Source organism: Microcoleus harperi Pol14_C6 (genome assembly GCF_036701295.1).
Lineage (GTDB): Bacteria > Cyanobacteriota > Cyanobacteriia > Cyanobacteriales > Microcoleaceae > Microcoleus.
The window spans coordinates 135135-150892 of record NZ_JAUBQN010000004.1 but is presented as its reverse complement, the minus strand read 5'-3'; the positions used below and the strand labels follow the sequence as shown (position 1 = coordinate 150892).

Sequence of the window (15758 nt, the reverse complement as noted above, 5' to 3'; positions counted from 1 at the left end):
TCATGAGTTCTATTATGTCAATGATAAATAAGTAAAATATCTCAATTTTTAAGCTAATAAGTAGTTGTTTGAGAACCCCGACTTTTTGCATAAGTCGGGGTTCTGTGTTTACCCATTACTAATCCATCTCAAATCCCAAATCTAAAATTGTTCCAGCCGTTCCCGGACATCGATATAAAGCGCAGTACCGCTTTCAGAAAGAGAAGGCACAGCCTTTTGATTCCCCAGCCAAACAAAAAAACTGCTAAGTGCAGGAGTCGGATCTTGATCGCGGCGCAGCGTGTAGATCAAACCTTCGCAAGGCCCATTAACGCGGCTTGTAGTGCAAATCGCTTTCTGGTTATTTACAATACCCACCGTGACATAATTTAGCTGTTTATTTCGGTTATAATTTTCAAGGCGCTGAGTCACTTGTTGGCAGCGAGTTAGAGGATCGTAGCCCGAACTAGAAAAGAAATTAGAATTCCAGCGAATCCAAGGCTCCCTGAACCCTTGCGGATTTTGATACACAGTCACGGGCTCGCCCGTCGAGGTATCGCACACAAATCCTCCATAACCCAGACTCGGCTGGTTTTGACCAGAGGCGGTGCTGATTGAAAGATTGCTGAGAATATCAAATCCGTTACGCTTATTTTGTGATAGCAACTCCCTAAAAGCATCGATCGGGATTGCCGCGTTCAACCCCGTTTTTATCTCCTCAATCTGGCCGTTCCACGGACTCCTAATTGTGCCAACAGTATCCCCCTGGCCGTGAATTCCTACCACCCTGCCATCAGCATCAAATACAGGCCCGCCGCTCATCCCGCGCCTGGTTACAGCTTGGTAGCGCAGACGATACCCTGATGAGGCGCTGCCCAAGCGAGAAGAGATGATACCAGCAGTAAACTCAAGTTTTCGTTCAAATCCCGAAATTGGCAGCGGATAGCCAGAAACGTAAATAGCAGAACCAACAACAGCACGTTCTGACTCGCCCATTGGTGCTACTGGATACTGTTCTCGGCTCTGAAACTGTATCAAAGCCAAGTCTATATCCCTGTCATTTTTCGGTAAGCGCTGTATTCTAATCGCAGCATAGTCCTTCTCCAAATGAGTGCGAATGCTGTATTTTTGAGCCAAGCTTGCCACCACATGATTAGCTGTCAGAACAGTGTAAATATTGCCCTGTTTGGCAATAATTACTCCCGATCCACTAGCAAAAAAACCCAGTGTGTTGTTGACTTCCACAGTTGTCAACGTCGCTAGCTGGGCAATTTCTTCGGCTGTTTTGGCACAGGCAGCATATTGTTGGCTGACAACCGCCGTCACTGTTAATGCACCTGTCAAGATGATTGTCAGCGCGTCAAACCGCAAACTCCACACATTCATCGATAACTCCCTAGATGAGACGAGGCGAACTGCAAATATATACTAATCGGAATTACCCAACTGGATTTAATTATTTTCTCCAATAATTCCGCTGTTGGTTCACTTCCATCTTCAAAAGCATAGACGCCAAAATTTGGATTTCGATACTTGCCACTACCGTTAATCCCAACCAAGAAACCTTTTGCATTAAAAATCGGGTCGCCACTCCTACCGATTTTAACCTCATTTGTATAGCCCAATATAACCTTGAGGCAAAGATTTGGGTAGCAACACCGAAACGAAGCCCGCGTCACCGCTAAAGCCCCAACCTCAGCACCCGCAGGAAAGCCGACTGCCAACACTGGGTCAGACACCGCTCCGGGTTCAATGGTGAATAGTGCTATTTTATACTCGCTCGCGCTGCGAAACTCAACGCTCGCCTGAGCGATATCGCCCAGCCACCTCGGAACTCCTAGCAGTGGGTGGAGGAGACCGTCCTCGGTGACCATTGTCCGATCGCCACAACGTGCCAGTTAGTCAGCACCGTATGAGTTTTGCCCTGCTACTGGACGGTCGTCCCAGAACCAGAAGATATTCCCGTCGGGATGCATACCGCTGTTTGACGCGCCAACTTTTCGACCTCAATCCTTGGAATTGGTGATGGGATGGAAAATTTGCCAATCTTTAAGGCTGTCCGAACGGTGAGGAAAAGGGGGCAGTTGCGCCCCATCGGCAGTGTTTTCCCCTAGCTTTTCGCTGACATCAATGTAAGGAATTTTACTGGTTTCATCAAAAGACGGCATCCCGACATATCCTTGGCGCCAAGCCAACAAATTATACAAAGAGCCGATCGGGTCTTGACCGGGTCTGAGGGTATAAATCAAATTTTGACACAGGCCATTGACTTGATTCGCCGTGCAGATGACGTTCTGGCCGTTCATTTGGCCTGCAGTAATGTACTTAAGCATTCGTCGGCGGCGATAGGTTTCGAGGCGTTGACTCACTAATTGACACCGAGTTGCCGGATCGTACCCAGAACCGGAGAAATAATCGGAAGTCCACTCAATCCAAGGCTCTACGGCACCTTGAGCGTTTTGGTACACCGTCACCGGTGCACCGGTCGAGGTACTGCACCAAAATCCACTTTCCCCCTGTGCTCGCCTACCGTAACTCGGTTGAGAAGCAACCGTCAGGCCGGTGAGGGCGATCGCTGTTGCCACCAAAACTTTTGTCAATAATTGCTGTTTCATGATTTTTTCACTGTGTTTTATGAGATTTGGCACAAAATCAGCGAACGCTGCGATAACACCCTTGACACGCCTGTTCGTTACAGATCGGCTGACTGGGGAATTATGTGATTCACGACTTGACCAGAAAGCAGTTTTTTTTACGAAAACACTTCGTTGCAGCTCTTATGCCTGGTTAAAAAACCCGGTTTCTTTGCTCTTGATTCGTAAGTTTTGATATTGTTCGCGACTTGCACATTCCCTCTAACGGCGATTTCGGCGGTGTTAAAAAAGCGCTCCGAAGGCGAGCTTAAAATGCGCCCGCCAGTCTGAATTATGTTGTCATTACTACTAATCCAACTCAGGCTGTCGCAAACCGGAAAGAGGCTCTTGGTCTCAGACATTGGGATGGCTCGAATTGCAACGGTACATCAGACCACTGACACGGTATTTGGTATCACTTACGCTCTAGGTCGCTAGCTTTACCTGCTGAGATACGGAGACGCCTGGGTTGCACATATGAGGGGTATTACCCTATGTGCCTGATCGAACACTAAATTGAACGTATTAACCAGAACTCTTAACTTGTTTTCATCTCCGGATTAGGGATACCTAGAAATACTTCTAAGTGAGTGTAATCAGGGAGTAAGTGCTTTCTACCACCAAAGTTCATCCTCGGTACACTAACGTTTAGTTGAGTATTAAAAACTATGAACCGTATCTGCAAACAGTTCGGGTATTTAGCGACTGGATTAATTCTGACTGGCGCTAGCAGTTGTTCTAGCTATGATGCAGCTAACTCGGCCGAAAACCAGAGGCAATTCTCAGCAAGCGGGCGTCAGTTCTCACACTTACAGCTAATGGGAAATCAAACTGAGGCTCGATCGAGTCAATTCACGCAGCCTTCTAACTCTGTTGCCTCTGTTTTAGGCAGTGCTACCCTCTCAGAAAATACTGCCACCGTTACGGTTTATAAGGTAGATAATTTGTGTCAAACTCTGAAGCCGGAAACAGTTACAGGCCCAGAGAACCAGCTAATGTCATCGGCGGTTAATGAAGTGTTAAAGCAGCAGATTTTCGATAGTCTTGGTTTGGCTGGTTATCGCCTTAAGATCGATCGCGACCTCGGAATAGCTACCGTGGATCTGCGAGCCTCCGGAAATTCGCGGCAGAAATTGCAAAATCTGTCCAGTTGTCAAATGTTAGGTTTGTTCGGGGGCGTGCGCCAAACTTTAACCAGTTATGCTCCTTGGCAAATCAGAACTGTTCGTTTTACAGAGCTTGGAGAGGATATTTTGAGCACCGTTCGAGAATAAGCTATTAAAATTATTGGAGATGGGACTTACGCAATTCTCCCCTTAAAAACAAGGGTTGGGAGAGATTGAACAACCTTCAAACTCTTTGAGATTTGTTGATACTGCTAAGTCCTGTGACCCAAACCCCGGTAATTCCTATGACACTACCTAACGGCCCCAAAGCTCCACCCCTTGTGCAGCTAATTCAATGGATCGGCGATCCCCTGACATTCATGGATAAATGTGCCAAGCAATACGGCGACATTTTCACAGCTCAAGTGAACAACGGGAAACCATTGGTGATGATCCACCACCCGCAAGCTGTCCAGGAGATGCTCAATAGCAGCGCGTTTCACGCTCCAGGCAGCCTGAACACTATTCTCAAACCGCTCGTGGGAGAACAATCCATGTTTCTTCTCTCAGGAGAAAGGCACAAACGCCAGCGCCAATTATTGATGCCACCGTTTCACGGGGAACGGATGCGGAATTACGGTCAACTAATTTGCGATATAGCTCAAGATGTTGCCAGCAAGTGGTCGGTCGATCGACCTTTTGTGGCTCGCAGCGCTATGCAGGAAGTCACCATGCGGGTAATCTTGCAAGCTGTCTTCGGCATGGATGACGGGCCGCGATTGGAAGAGATCAGGCCCCTACTTGCCTCAGTCCTCGATATGACCAACTCTCCCCTGCGATCGAGTATGCTGTTTTTCGGCTGGATGCAGCAAGATTGGGGCTCTTGGAGTCCTTGGGGACGCATGAAACAGCGGCAGCGGAAAGTTGACGCACTAATCTATGCTGAAATTGAAGAACGCAGACAGCAACCAGACGCCAACCGCACCGACATTCTCAGCTTAATGATGGCCGCGCGCGACGAAAACGGGCAACCGATGACGAATGAAGAATTGTGCGACGAGTTGATGACGCTGCTGGTTGCAGGCCACGAAACCACAGCAACGGCCCTAGCTTGGGCATTTTACTGGATTCACAGTTTGCCCTCGGTGCGCCAGAAGTTGCTGCAAGAATTGGACAGTTTGGGGGAAAATCCCGACCCGATGGAGATTTTCCGCTTACCTTACCTGAGTGCAGTTTGTCAGGAGACGCTGCGAATTTACCCCGTGGCAATGCTGACGTTTTCGCGAGAAGTTCTCACGCCCGTGGAACTGATGGGATATCAACTCGAACCGGGCACGGTTGTCATCGGCTCGATTTATTTGACCCACAGACGGGAGGATTTGTATCCAGAACCGCTGCAATTTAAACCGGAACGGTTTTTGGAGAGGCAATTCTCGCCTTATGAATATTTGCCCTTTGGAGGCGGCAGCCGCCGGTGTATCGGCTTGGCGCTGGCGCAGTTGGAGATGAAACTCTTGCTGGCAACTATTTTGCGGGATTTCGACCTAGTATTGGCAGAGAAAAAGCCCGTACAAGCCAAACGCCGAGGGGTGACTTTAGGGCCTGCCGGCGGCGTGCGGATGGCTCTGCAGGGGCGGCGGATGCGGCAGCAGAAGCCTGAACCTGTCGCTAGTGGGGTTTGATCTCGCAGCGGTGGCAGCGGACGATCGAACTTTCAGCTTTGAGTGCCCACCATTTAGGGAGAAGGTGCGATCGTCCGCAAATGCCACCATTTTTTGTAGCACCCGCTACAGATAAATAGCTAGAATCCTTAACCTGTAACCCTCGCCCCCTCTCACTTTTCAAATTTTCAGTCTAAAATGATATGAACCTTGCAAACACAGCCTGAAAGCAAAAGTGGGTGATTGCAATAGTCCTCTTGATATTTCAAAAGCCTGCCTGCCATACTTTAAAAACATATGCATACCCTGTTATTCAGCAAGGTCGGAAGCGTGTTGGCATTGCCAGCAATCTTCCGGCCTCTTTATTTTTTGGGCTAATTAAGGCATTGGAGACAAGATGCAGAAGGCAAGGCAAAAGTATAAATTCTCCCCCTGTCCTCGTTTCCCCCTGTCCCCAATCTAGAGATTCTGCCTCTAATTCCAATAGAATGCGACAGCAAGTTTAAGGAATCACTAAGGAGTAATTAATAACTTGTTAAATTATCTCCTTCTGCCCTTCTCTCAATCTTCTGTTTTCAGAAATTCCGATACCGAGACAGACTTCGGGAGACTCTCCAGATCTTGAATTTCGCTTTCATGGGCAAAAAACTCGACTTCTTTGTCGTCAATCTGGATCTGATAGCTAGCGGTAGCGGTCACCACCCGTCGCTTTTTTTTATCTTCTATTAAAACCCAACACACGACCGGTCTTACCCATCTCTCAACGTGCTGGCTTTGCTTCGTACTCCCAAAGGCATACCAGCCTTTAGCTTCAATAATTTGAAGCACTTTAAAATCGTTATTTGCCATATATCTCTATCGCGTTAACTTCAGTATTGTTCTTAGATAAAAAGGCTAGCTTGCTAAGCACGGCAAAGGTTTTAAAATTCCAATCCGCACTTGATAACCTGATTTTTTGTCAGGAGAAGCGGGTTGACAAGGCCTTGTCTGCGTTGTGGCCTGCTAAATGTAGTGCGAGCTTTTTGCACTCTCCCACAATTACCGTAAAGTATCTATACCGCATCCTCAAAAATTATTCTCGCATTAGCCTCAACAGCAGCTAACTAGACCTTAGATAGCTGCATCTAAGTGGATGCCAACTGCTTCTAACGCCTGATTGGTGAGAGCGATCGGCATACAGTCTTGTTAAGACTTTTTGCTGCAATCAACTATCATCTTTACCCGATGGGGTAAAACTTAACTAGAGGTTGCCGCTTTCAATTCTAAGCCTCGGCGCGCCTAATTCCTAATTAATTGTATGGTGTAGTTGATAATTGCCAAACCGTCGATCGCACTCAACAGCCGTGTCTAACTCTTCGATTACCATCACCGTTAAACTTTTCGCCGCCTTCGGTGAAGCCTACGGCGTTTCGGAACTTACATTAGAACTTCCCCCCGAAACCCCAGTGTCTCAAGTGCTCGAAAGCTCGATCGCCCAATATCCTCAATTAGAACAATGGCGCGATCGCACCCGCTTCGGCCTCAACCTGGAATTCGTCTCCCCCGACACCATCCTCCAAGACGGCGACGAAGTTGTACTCATCCCCCCCGTCAGCGGCGGGTAGGCTAAGTTGGTTAATCTCAAATGTTGCACCATTCTCAATAAGCTTTTTATGAACAGGCTTTCGGGCCTGTTCCACAAGAGATGAATTTTATTGTGGAACAGGCCCGAAAGCCTGTTAAGCGAGAATGGTGCAACATCTCAGTTAATCAAAAATTCGAGGTTTTGTAGTTGTGTTCGATCGCACGACTGCCCAATTGTGACCCAAAAAAGATTTATTAAGTTTTGTAACAATTTCGTCGGCAAATCATCCTTGAGCTCGATCGGGCTCGCGTGCGGGTCTGACAATCTGGGTTCCCCGCCCGATCCTGAAAACAAGTCAAATCCTTGTGGAGTTGGCGCTCCGCTCGCCCAAATATCAAAGTTAAATACACCACTGTTTAACTCAAAAGTAACTGAAAAATTAATCCCGACTAAAAAAATCGGGTATGGTTGACGGGCTAAATTGACCGTGCTAATCTTGCACAAGACTAAGAAAACATCGCAAAACTAGAGAGTTGAGCTATGACCCAGGCGACCAGAACCCAATCCACAGCAGCAACCTTCACAGCCCTTAAATGTAAAGAATGCGGTGAAGAGTACGAACTCCAAGCCAAGCACGTCTGCGATTGCTGTTTTGGCCCGCTTGAAGTCAAGTACGACTACGATGCCATCCGCCGCACCGTCACTCGCCAAACCATCGAAGCCGGCCCCAACTCGATCTGGCGCTACCGCGCATTTTTACCAGTCGCTACAGATAACGTCATCGATGTCGGCACCGGCATGACTCCGCTATTAAAATCCCACCGCTTGGCGCGCCGCCTCGGTCTAAAAAATCTTTATATTAAAAACGATGCCGTCAATATGCCCACTCTCAGCTTCAAAGACAGAGTGGTGTCAGTGGCCCTCAGCAGAGCCAGAGAATTGGGTTTCACAACTGTATCCTGCGCCAGCACCGGTAATTTAGCTAACTCCACCGCTGCGATCGCCGCCCACGCCGGACTCGACTGCGTAGTCTTCATTCCCTCCGACTTAGAAGCAGGCAAAGTCCTCGGCACTCTGATTTACAATCCAACTGTCATGGCAGTTCACGGCAACTACGACCAAGTTAACCGTCTCTGTTGCGAAGTCGCCAATACACATGGCTGGGGATTTGTCAATATCAACTTGCGTCCCTACTATTCCGAAGGCTCGAAAACCCTCGGCTACGAAGTTGCCGAACAACTAGGCTGGCAATTGCCCGATCACATCGTCGCCCCCCTCGCCTCCGGCTCCCTGTTCACAAAGATTTACAAAGGCTTTAATGAATTCATCGAAGTCGGTTTAGTGGACGAAAAGAAAGTCCGGTTCAGCGGCGCTCAAGCTGACGGCTGTTCCCCAATCGCCCAAGCATTCCGCGAAGACCGCGATTTCGTCAAACCGGTGAAACCGAATACAATTGCTAAGTCGATCGCGATCGGCAATCCAGCCGACGGTATGTACGCCTTGGAAATCGCCCGCAAAACAGGCGGCAACATTGAATCCGTCAGCGACACCGAAATCATCGAAGGCATGAAACTGCTAGCAGAAACCGAAGGCATCTTCACTGAAACCGCAGGCGGCACAACAATCGCAGTCTTGAAGAAACTCGTAGAAGCAGGTAAAATCAATCCCGATGAAACCACCGTCGCTTACATCACCGGCAACGGTTTGAAAACGCAAGAAGCAGTTCAAGGCTACATCGGCGAACCCATCACCCTCGAACCGAAACTAGAAGCGTTCGAGCGCGCCCTAGAACGCGCCCGCACCCTCGAACGCTTAGAATGGCAACAAGTTTCGGTTTAACAGCTATTAGCCAGTAGTCGGCAGTCATTAGTCATTGGTTGTTAAGCTGTTGACTGATGACTACTGACTGATTACTGAGGACTAATGACTGAGGACTAATAACTAATAAATGACTACTGACTAAGGACTAAAAAAATGACCGTCAAAGTTTTAATTCCCACTCCCCTGCAAAAATTTACCAACAATCAAGCCACCATCGAATGCGCCGGCGATAACATTTCCGAACTAATTGAATCCCTGGAAACCAATTGTCCCGGCATCAAAAAAAGCCTGTGCGACGAAAAGGGAGAACCCCGCAGATTTCTCAACTTCTACGTCAACAGCGAAGACATCCGCTTTTTGGATGGCTCAAAAACTGCTCTCCAAGATGGCGATGAAGTTAGCATTGTTCCAGCAGTTGCTGGTGGCTGATTTTGCAACCGCAGATGGTGGCAGATAAACGCAAATGAACGCAGATAGAATTAATTACTATCTGCGTTCATTTGCGTTTATCGGCGGTTAAAAACTATTCCCTCACTTAGTGAGGAAATCTATTGGTGAAATCAAATCTAGGCTTGTAGTTGCGCTTGGGCGTCCAAGGGCAACTACACAACCTAAAACTCCTTTCTTGGTTCGCAGTGCGTCCGAGAATTATCGCCCTAAGAAGCTGCCCTTGCAGCAGTCCGGGGACGGCGGCGGCCCGTCACCTGATTGGCAGGAGATGGCAAGGATGGGGATGATGGCGATGATTGCGAGGGCGATGATTGCGAGGATAATAGCTTAGGTGCTTCCAGGGAACCGGGAGATACTGCTGCCTTTTCCGATCGCACTGCTTCTTCAGGAATTTGCATCAGGAATACCAGCATTGGATTGCTTTGCAGTTCGCGGCGCATTACCCGCTGAATTGCTTTTTCTATTTGGGTTTGCACTCCTACCCAGTCAATGTCCACTTGCGAGTCAGCAGTGGCGGGTTTGACAAATTCTGACCAGCGATCGCTCAAAACTGTTTCAATGGTTTGAGTGATTAATTTGATCACTTCGGCGCGATCGGCTGATGTCACTACACCTTTCAAGTGAACTTCTGGTTTGGCAACTAATTTGCCTTCCCAATTCAAAGCCGCCGCTACAGTTACAACGCCATCTCCGGCCAACTGCTGACGTTCCTTGAGGACGTTCGCTTTGACAACACCCGATCGAGAAGCATCTACTAATTCAATTCCTGAAGGCACTTGACCAGCAACTCGTATCGAATTTTCAGTTAATTCTACGACATCGCCGTTGTCAATAATCACCATATTGCTAGCGGGAATGCCCATGCTTTGAGCCGTCTTGGAGTGCTGGATCAGCATCCGGTGTTCCCCGTGAACCGGCAAGAAGAACTTGGGACGAGTCATGTTAATCATTAACTTTTGGTCTTCTTGACAACCGTGGCCGGAAACGTGAATGCCTTTGTCGCGGCCGTAAACCACGTGTGCTCCCAGCATCATCAGTTTATCGATCGTGTTTACCACTGCGATCGTATTTCCCGGAATCGGATTAGCTGAGAAAATGACTGTATCGCCCTTTCTAATTTTCAGTTCGTGATGTTCGCCGTTAGCAATGCGAGTCATCGCCGCCATGGGTTCGCCTTGGGAACCTGTAGTTAAAATCAGTACCTTATCTTCAGCCAAATTGCGGATTTCTTTCAGCGGTTTGAAAATACTATCTTCGCATTTGATGTAGCCGAGATTGCGGCAGTGAGCGATAACGTTAAGCATCGACCGGCCAACCACTCCGACATAGCGATTGTTTTTCTTAGCCAAGTCCAAAACAATTTGCAATCGGTGTACCGAGGAAGCAAACGTTGTCACCATCACCCGTCCCGGTGCTTGAGCGATAATTCTGTCTAAATTCGGAGCAACAGAACGTTCCGAAGCAGTAAAACCGGGAACTTCCGAGTTAGTAGAATCACTGATCAAGCACAGCACGCCTTTCTCGCCGTACTCGGCCAGCTTTTGCAAATCAAAATGCTCGCCGTCAACAGGGGTGTGGTCAATTTTAAAGTCGCCGGTGTGGATCACAATTCCGACGGGAGTGTGAATGGCCACAGTAAAACTGTCGGCCATCGAGTGAGTGTTGCGAATGTATTCGACTAAGAAATTCTTGCCAATTCTGACAGTATCCCTGGGTCGAACCGTTCTCAATTCAGTGCGGTGAGACACTCCGGCTTCTTCTAGTTTTCCCGCTAGCAAAGCCATCGCCAAACGGGGGCCGTAAATGACCGGAATTTCAAATTGTTTGAGGTGATAAGGGATGCCACCTATGTGGTCTTCGTGACCGTGAGTCACGATCATACCTTTAATTTTGTGGCTGTTTTCCCGCAGGTAAGTCATGTCTGGGAGGACAATATTTACCCCGTGCATTCCATCTGTCGGGAACGCTAAACCGGCATCTAAAAGAATGATTTCGTCGCCGTACTCGAACACACAAGTGTTTTTACCGATTTCGTGCAGCCCGCCGAGGGGAATTACTTTTAGAGCAGATGCAGTTGTATTTTTGATCATGCGTATCCTTTGTTAGTTATTTTTGTTATTGGTCTGTGGTCTGTGGTCTTTCGTCTTTCGTCTACTGTTCGTTGGTAGGGCAATATTTTTCCAAATATTTATGGAAAAATCCCTGGCGGGTTTTACTATCCCGTACAGTCAGTTGTCTTTGGCCTTCATTCTTCTATCTTCACTCTTTAATCCTTGACGGTTAGCTACTTACTAACAGTTAATTACTAATGACTGATGACTCAGAACTAATGACTGATAACAACCAATATTCAGTTGTCTGAAAACTCGTTGTCGCTCGTCTTACTAGCTGATACTGCTGCTAGCTGACTCAGTACGTCCTTTAACTTTTGAGTTACCTCAACGGGCGGATCGCACAGGGGCGGACGGGTGGAGCCTACATCCCAGCCTTGAAGTTTGAGAGCTGTCTTGACGGGAATGGGATTTGTGGTGAGAAAAAGAGCTTTAAACAGGTCAAAAAGTTGCAAGTGAATCTGGGTAGCGACTTGAACTTGACCGGCCTCGAAAGCTTTGATCATCTGTTGCAGTTGCTCTCCTACCAGATGGCTGGCTACGCTAACTACACCAGATCCTCCTACCGCCAGCATTGGCAAAGTTAGGGAATCATCTCCAGAATAGATGGCAAATTCAGGGGATGTCAAGCACCTAATTTGACTTGCTTGATCCAAGTTGCCACTTGCTTCTTTTACGGCCACAATGTTGGGGATTTCTGCCAATCGAGCCACCGTCTCCGGCAACATATTCTGACCAGTGCGACCGGGGATGTTATATAACATTATAGGCAATTCTGGAGCAGATTGCGCGATCGCCCGAAAATGATTGTACAAACCTTCTTGCGGGGGTTTGTTGTAATAAGGAACCACCTGCAAACAGCCGTCTAACCCGAGTTTAGCTGCTTTTTGGGTAGCTGCGACTGCTTCTGAAGTAGAATTCGATCCGGCTCCTGCGATTACCAACGCCTTACCGGCTACCGCCTTTTGTACCACCTGAAATAATTCGTACTCTTCCTCCCAGGTCATAGTGGGAGACTCGCCTGTAGTCCCGCACACTACCAAGCTATCTGTACCGCGATCGGCTAAATGAACTGCCAATTGTTCTGCTACCGCATAGTTAACGCTGCCGTCTTCCTTAAACGGCGTAATCATTGCAGTCAGAACCCGTCCAAACTTTACCACACTTTCTCCGATTTTAGACTGTTGATTTTTGATTTTAAATTTTTGATTTCAGATGAACGGTTTATCTAAAATCCCCAATTTGAATTTCCAAATTGCCAGGGTTGCCCCTAATTAGAAGCCACCGCCGCTTGGGTTCGCAACAAATTTTTTTCTACCAGCAACTCAGCTATCTGCACCGCATTTAAAGCCGCCCCTTTGCGAATTTGATCGCCAGAGAGCCACATCTCCAACCCGCAGGGGTGAGAAATATCTTGGCGAATCCTGCCAACTAACACCTCATCCTTACCGCTGGCTTCTGCGGGCATCGGGAAATAATTAGCTTGCCAGTCTTCTACCAGCTTAACCCCGCTTGCCTGCTTTAAGATTTCCCTGGCCTCGATCGCGCTAAAAGGCTCTGCAAACTCTAGATTAATCGCTTCCGAATGAGCGCGCAGTACGGGAACCCGCACACAAGTTGCCGTAATTTTAATCTCGTCCGTACCAAATATCTTCCGAGTTTCGTTTACCATTTTCATCTCTTCTTCACAATACCCCAAATCGTTAATCGGGGTGTTGTGCGGAAACAAATTAAATGCTAAAGGGTAGGGAAATATATCTGTTTTGGGCGTTTCCCCCTGCAAAATTGCTCTTGCTTGAGCTTTCATTTCCTCCATTGCCCTCGCCCCTGCCCCGCTGGCAGATTGGTAAGTGGCTACAACTATGCGCTTTACCGGCATAACTTTGTGAAGTGGCCAAACCGCAACTGCCATCAAAATAGTCGTGCAATTGGGATTAGCAATTATACCTCGGTGAGCTGCTGCCGCTTGGGGATTGACTTCAGGAACCACTAGCGGTACGGTCGCATCCATGCGGAAAGCGCTAGAATTGTCAATAACCACTGCCCCGGCTGCCACCGCTTGCGGAGCCCATAACTTAGAAGTAGAGCCGCCGGCAGAAGCCAGCACCAGATCTACATTATCAAACGATCGCGCCGAAACTGCTTCGACCGGCAGCATCTCACTGCCAAAAGGCAAAGTTGTGCCTGCTGAACGTTCCGAAGCCAGCAGCTTCAAGTTAGAAATCGGAAAACTCCGGCTGTGCAATAGTTCTAGCAACTCGGCACCGACAGCGCCGGTAGCTCCTAAAATGGCAACTCGATAGGATTGAGACAAATTAGTTTCCTCCACAAATTAAAGTCTAAACGATCGAAATCAAAAATTTAAATAACTGCAATTCTCAATATCAAACTTAATTAATGTTATGCCAGATCGGGAGCATGAGAGGATAGCCACGGTGCAGTTAACGGAAACGGGCGATCGAACTTCCCGATTGATCCGTGCGATCGTACCCACTGCCAGTTTAGCATCTTTTGCCGTTAGCGAAGCCCTCGAAGAGGATCGCCCCGCGCCAATCCGCATCGTTCTGGCAGCAGGCGCATCCGTTGACTTTGACGGGCTGCCCAAGACATTGACATCTGAGGGCGATATATGCTATGGTGCATCGGCGATTAGTGGACTTAACCTCCACTTTCCTAGCAGCAAAAGCTAGTATCCTCACACTAAAACTATTTGGCAAAAGCCCAAAAAGTAGCCGATCAGGACTTACAGTCTCATCCGGTAGAGGTGTTTGTAGTTGTGCCGTTACGAATCAAAGCGTACAAAATTAAAATGCAGGCAAAGTCAGATTTGTATGTATTTTATTACACTATTGTTAAATATCAAAAAAGCCGATGAAAGTAACCCAGGAAAAACTTCCAGCTAGCCAAATTGGTCTGGAAATCGAAGTACCGTCAGAAAAGTCAAAACAAGCTTACGAGCAAGTAATTAAACAATTCGCTCGCGAGGTTAATATTCCTGGGTTCCGCAAAGGCAAAGTTCCCCGTCAAGTTTTGCTACAGCGCCTAGGCCAGACTCGTTTGAAGGCGACGGCTTTGGAAAATTTGATTAATGATTCCCTGCAAAAAGCCCTCGAACAAGAAAAAATTGCGGCAATTGGCAGTTTTGAACTTCGCACCGAGTTTGAAGAATTACTAGAGAAGTTCGATCCAGAACAGCCTCTGATTTTTTCGGCAAAGGTTGATGTACAACCCGAAGTGAAAATGGGTCAGTACACTGGTTTGCAGCTTCAAGCAGAAGAAGCTAAGTATGATGAGGCTCAGGTAGATGAAGTTCTGGCAAAATATCGATCGGACAAAGCTGCTTTAATCCCTGTAGAAGGCCGGCAGGCTCAGTTAGGAGACATGGCTTTGGTTGATTTCTCCGGTAGATTTGCCGAAGCACCAGAAGGCGAAACTCCTGCAGAAATTCCCGGCGGTCAAGCAGAAGATTTTCAAGTTGAATTGTCGGAAAATCAGTTTGTACCGGGCTTTATCCAAGGCATGATCGGGATGAATCCGGGAGAAACTAGAGAAGTTTCTGTGCAGTTCCCAGATGAGTATAGCAGTGAAGAACTAGCAGGAAAACCGGCAGTCTTTACGATTACCCTCAAAGAACTTAAGGAAAAAGAATTGCCGGAGTTGGACGATGACTTCGCCCAAGAAGTCAGCGAGTTTGAAACTTTAGCCGAACTGCGCGAATCTCTCGAAACTAGGTTTAAAGCAGACCAAGAAAACAAGACATCAGCTAATAAGGAAAAAGCTATATCAGCAGCCCTCGCGCAGCTAGTAGAAGTGGAAATTCCCGAAACAATGGTCGATCGCGAAATCGATTATTTGTTGAATCAACAAGCCGTCCAATTGAAAAATTACGGCATAGATATCAACCAACTGTTTACGGAAGAAAATATGGGCCCGATGCGGGAACGCTCGCGCCCGGAAGCAATCGAGCGGCTCAAGCAGACTCTAGCTCTGGCAGAAGTAGCTAAGCTGGAATCTTTATCTGTGGAAGACGCAGAAGTAGCAGCAGAAGTAGCAAAAATCAGAAAGCAGTTTCCCAAAGGAGATTTTGACCCCCAAAGGTTGCAGGAATTTGTAAGGGAAGACTTGCTCAAACAAAAAACCCTGAAATGGTTGGAAGAAAAAGGGACAATCGAACTCGTACCTGAAGGCTCTCTGACTCCCGCAGCAGCAGAATCAGAAGAATCAGACGCTGGAGATTCAGCAGAAGCAGCCACGAGCGTCGAAGTGGAAGTCGTAGGCGAAGAATAGAACTTAATGTGTTCAAATGTCCTAATTGGGGGCATGAAATCAACCGTGATTTTAACGGCGCACCCGCTCCTTAACTACAAGCTCCGGGTGCGCCCGATCCTTACTAAAAGCTCGGGGTGTTACTAGAAGTAGGGATGATTTACCAG

Annotated in this window: 14 protein-coding genes; 7 read left to right on the top strand and 7 right to left on the bottom strand. The window is 47.7% G+C overall.

Annotated elements, in window-relative coordinates; translation table 11 throughout:
* Positions 1 to 141: 141 nt before the first annotated feature.
* The 3 genes from QUA27_RS05300 to QUA27_RS05290 all read right to left on the bottom strand — a co-directional run bounded on the left by QUA27_RS05300 (position 142) and on the right by QUA27_RS05290 (position 2594).
* Positions 142 to 1365 carry a COP23 domain-containing protein gene (locus QUA27_RS05300; protein ID WP_333066803.1) on the bottom strand — a complete coding sequence of 408 codons (1224 nt, stop codon included), beginning with the start codon at positions 1363 to 1365 and terminating at the stop codon, positions 142 to 144.
* Complete coding sequence (locus QUA27_RS05295) at positions 1362 to 1853, bottom strand: S1 family serine peptidase (RefSeq protein WP_333066802.1); 492 nt, start codon at positions 1851 to 1853, stop codon at positions 1362 to 1364. Before QUA27_RS05295 ends, QUA27_RS05300 begins: the two co-directional genes overlap by 4 nt.
* 132 nt (positions 1854 to 1985) lie before the next feature.
* Positions 1986 to 2594: a COP23 domain-containing protein gene (locus tag QUA27_RS05290; protein ID WP_333066801.1), complete on the bottom strand. Its 609-nt coding sequence runs from the start codon at positions 2592 to 2594 to the stop codon at positions 1986 to 1988.
* A gap of 686 nt (positions 2595 to 3280) precedes the next feature.
* Here QUA27_RS05290 and QUA27_RS05285 point away from each other — a divergent pair.
* Together QUA27_RS05285 and QUA27_RS05280 are read left to right on the top strand one after the other, a co-directional pair.
* Entirely contained in the window at positions 3281 to 3886 is a 606-nt protein-coding gene (locus QUA27_RS05285; RefSeq protein WP_333066800.1) for a hypothetical protein, read from the top strand.
* A gap of 137 nt (positions 3887 to 4023) precedes the next feature.
* A complete protein-coding gene (locus QUA27_RS05280; RefSeq protein WP_333066798.1) occupies positions 4024 to 5400 on the top strand; it encodes a cytochrome P450 in 1377 nt (458 codons plus the stop codon).
* A gap of 540 nt (positions 5401 to 5940) precedes the next feature.
* On the opposite strand, the gene QUA27_RS05275 is transcribed toward QUA27_RS05280, so the two are convergent.
* The gene (locus QUA27_RS05275; protein ID WP_006632921.1) at positions 5941 to 6228 is read right to left on the bottom strand and encodes a hypothetical protein; all 288 of its coding nucleotides are present in this window, start codon (positions 6226 to 6228) and stop codon (positions 5941 to 5943) included.
* Positions 6229 to 6722: 494 nt separating this feature from the next.
* Here QUA27_RS05275 and QUA27_RS05270 point away from each other — a divergent pair, with 494 nt between their 5' ends.
* The 3 genes from QUA27_RS05270 (at position 6723) to QUA27_RS05260 (ending at position 9193) form a co-directional block, all read left to right on the top strand.
* Positions 6723 to 6983, top strand: a complete 261-nt coding sequence (locus tag QUA27_RS05270) for a MoaD/ThiS family protein (protein ID WP_015179186.1) — start codon at positions 6723 to 6725, stop codon at positions 6981 to 6983.
* A gap of 500 nt (positions 6984 to 7483) precedes the next feature.
* Positions 7484 to 8782: a threonine synthase gene (thrC, locus tag QUA27_RS05265; protein WP_333066797.1), complete on the top strand. Its 1299-nt coding sequence runs from the start codon at positions 7484 to 7486 to the stop codon at positions 8780 to 8782.
* A 135-nt stretch (positions 8783 to 8917) separates the two neighbouring features.
* Entirely contained in the window at positions 8918 to 9193 is a 276-nt protein-coding gene (locus QUA27_RS05260) for a MoaD/ThiS family protein (protein ID WP_006632924.1), read from the top strand.
* A gap of 227 nt (positions 9194 to 9420) precedes the next feature.
* Here QUA27_RS05260 and QUA27_RS05255 read toward each other — a convergent pair whose 3' ends face one another.
* From QUA27_RS05255 to QUA27_RS05245, 3 genes are all read right to left on the bottom strand, one after another.
* Positions 9421 to 11304, bottom strand: coding sequence for a ribonuclease J (locus QUA27_RS05255; protein ID WP_333066795.1), 1884 nt, complete (start codon positions 11302 to 11304; stop codon positions 9421 to 9423).
* 260 nt (positions 11305 to 11564) lie between these two features.
* Positions 11565 to 12488 (bottom strand): 4-hydroxy-tetrahydrodipicolinate synthase, encoded by a 924-nt coding sequence (gene dapA / locus QUA27_RS05250; protein ID WP_333066794.1) that lies wholly within the window; start codon positions 12486 to 12488, stop codon positions 11565 to 11567.
* A 107-nt stretch (positions 12489 to 12595) separates the two neighbouring features.
* Positions 12596 to 13639, bottom strand: a complete 1044-nt coding sequence (locus QUA27_RS05245) for an aspartate-semialdehyde dehydrogenase (RefSeq protein WP_333066792.1) — start codon at positions 13637 to 13639, stop codon at positions 12596 to 12598.
* A gap of 88 nt (positions 13640 to 13727) precedes the next feature.
* Between QUA27_RS05245 and QUA27_RS05240 the strand changes: the two genes are divergently transcribed.
* Entirely contained in the window at positions 13728 to 14015 is a 288-nt protein-coding gene (locus QUA27_RS05240) for a hypothetical protein (RefSeq protein ID WP_333066791.1), read from the top strand.
* A gap of 181 nt (positions 14016 to 14196) precedes the next feature.
* Complete coding sequence (gene tig, locus QUA27_RS05235; protein ID WP_333066789.1) at positions 14197 to 15612, top strand: trigger factor; 1416 nt, start codon at positions 14197 to 14199, stop codon at positions 15610 to 15612.
* Positions 15613 to 15758: the final 146 nt, after the last annotated feature.

Excerpts from the sequence above, each read along its gene's own strand:
- QUA27_RS05300 (WP_333066803.1), bottom strand. The coding sequence starts at position 1,365 with ATGAATGTGTGGAGTTTGCGGTTTGACGCGCTGACAATCATCTTGACA.
- QUA27_RS05295 (WP_333066802.1), bottom strand. The coding sequence starts at position 1,853 with ATGGTCACCGAGGACGGTCTCCTCCACCCACTGCTAGGAGTTCCGAGG.
- QUA27_RS05290 (WP_333066801.1), bottom strand. The coding sequence starts at position 2,594 with ATGAAACAGCAATTATTGACAAAAGTTTTGGTGGCAACAGCGATCGCC.
- QUA27_RS05285 (WP_333066800.1), top strand. The coding sequence starts at position 3,281 with ATGAACCGTATCTGCAAACAGTTCGGGTATTTAGCGACTGGATTAATT.
- QUA27_RS05280 (WP_333066798.1), top strand. The coding sequence starts at position 4,024 with ATGACACTACCTAACGGCCCCAAAGCTCCACCCCTTGTGCAGCTAATT.
- QUA27_RS05275 (WP_006632921.1), bottom strand. The coding sequence starts at position 6,228 with ATGGCAAATAACGATTTTAAAGTGCTTCAAATTATTGAAGCTAAAGGC.
- thrC (WP_333066797.1), top strand. The coding sequence starts at position 7,484 with ATGACCCAGGCGACCAGAACCCAATCCACAGCAGCAACCTTCACAGCC.
- QUA27_RS05260 (WP_006632924.1), top strand. The coding sequence starts at position 8,918 with ATGACCGTCAAAGTTTTAATTCCCACTCCCCTGCAAAAATTTACCAAC.
- QUA27_RS05255 (WP_333066795.1), bottom strand. The coding sequence starts at position 11,304 with ATGATCAAAAATACAACTGCATCTGCTCTAAAAGTAATTCCCCTCGGC.
- QUA27_RS05240 (WP_333066791.1), top strand. The coding sequence starts at position 13,728 with ATGCCAGATCGGGAGCATGAGAGGATAGCCACGGTGCAGTTAACGGAA.
- tig (WP_333066789.1), top strand. The coding sequence starts at position 14,197 with ATGAAAGTAACCCAGGAAAAACTTCCAGCTAGCCAAATTGGTCTGGAA.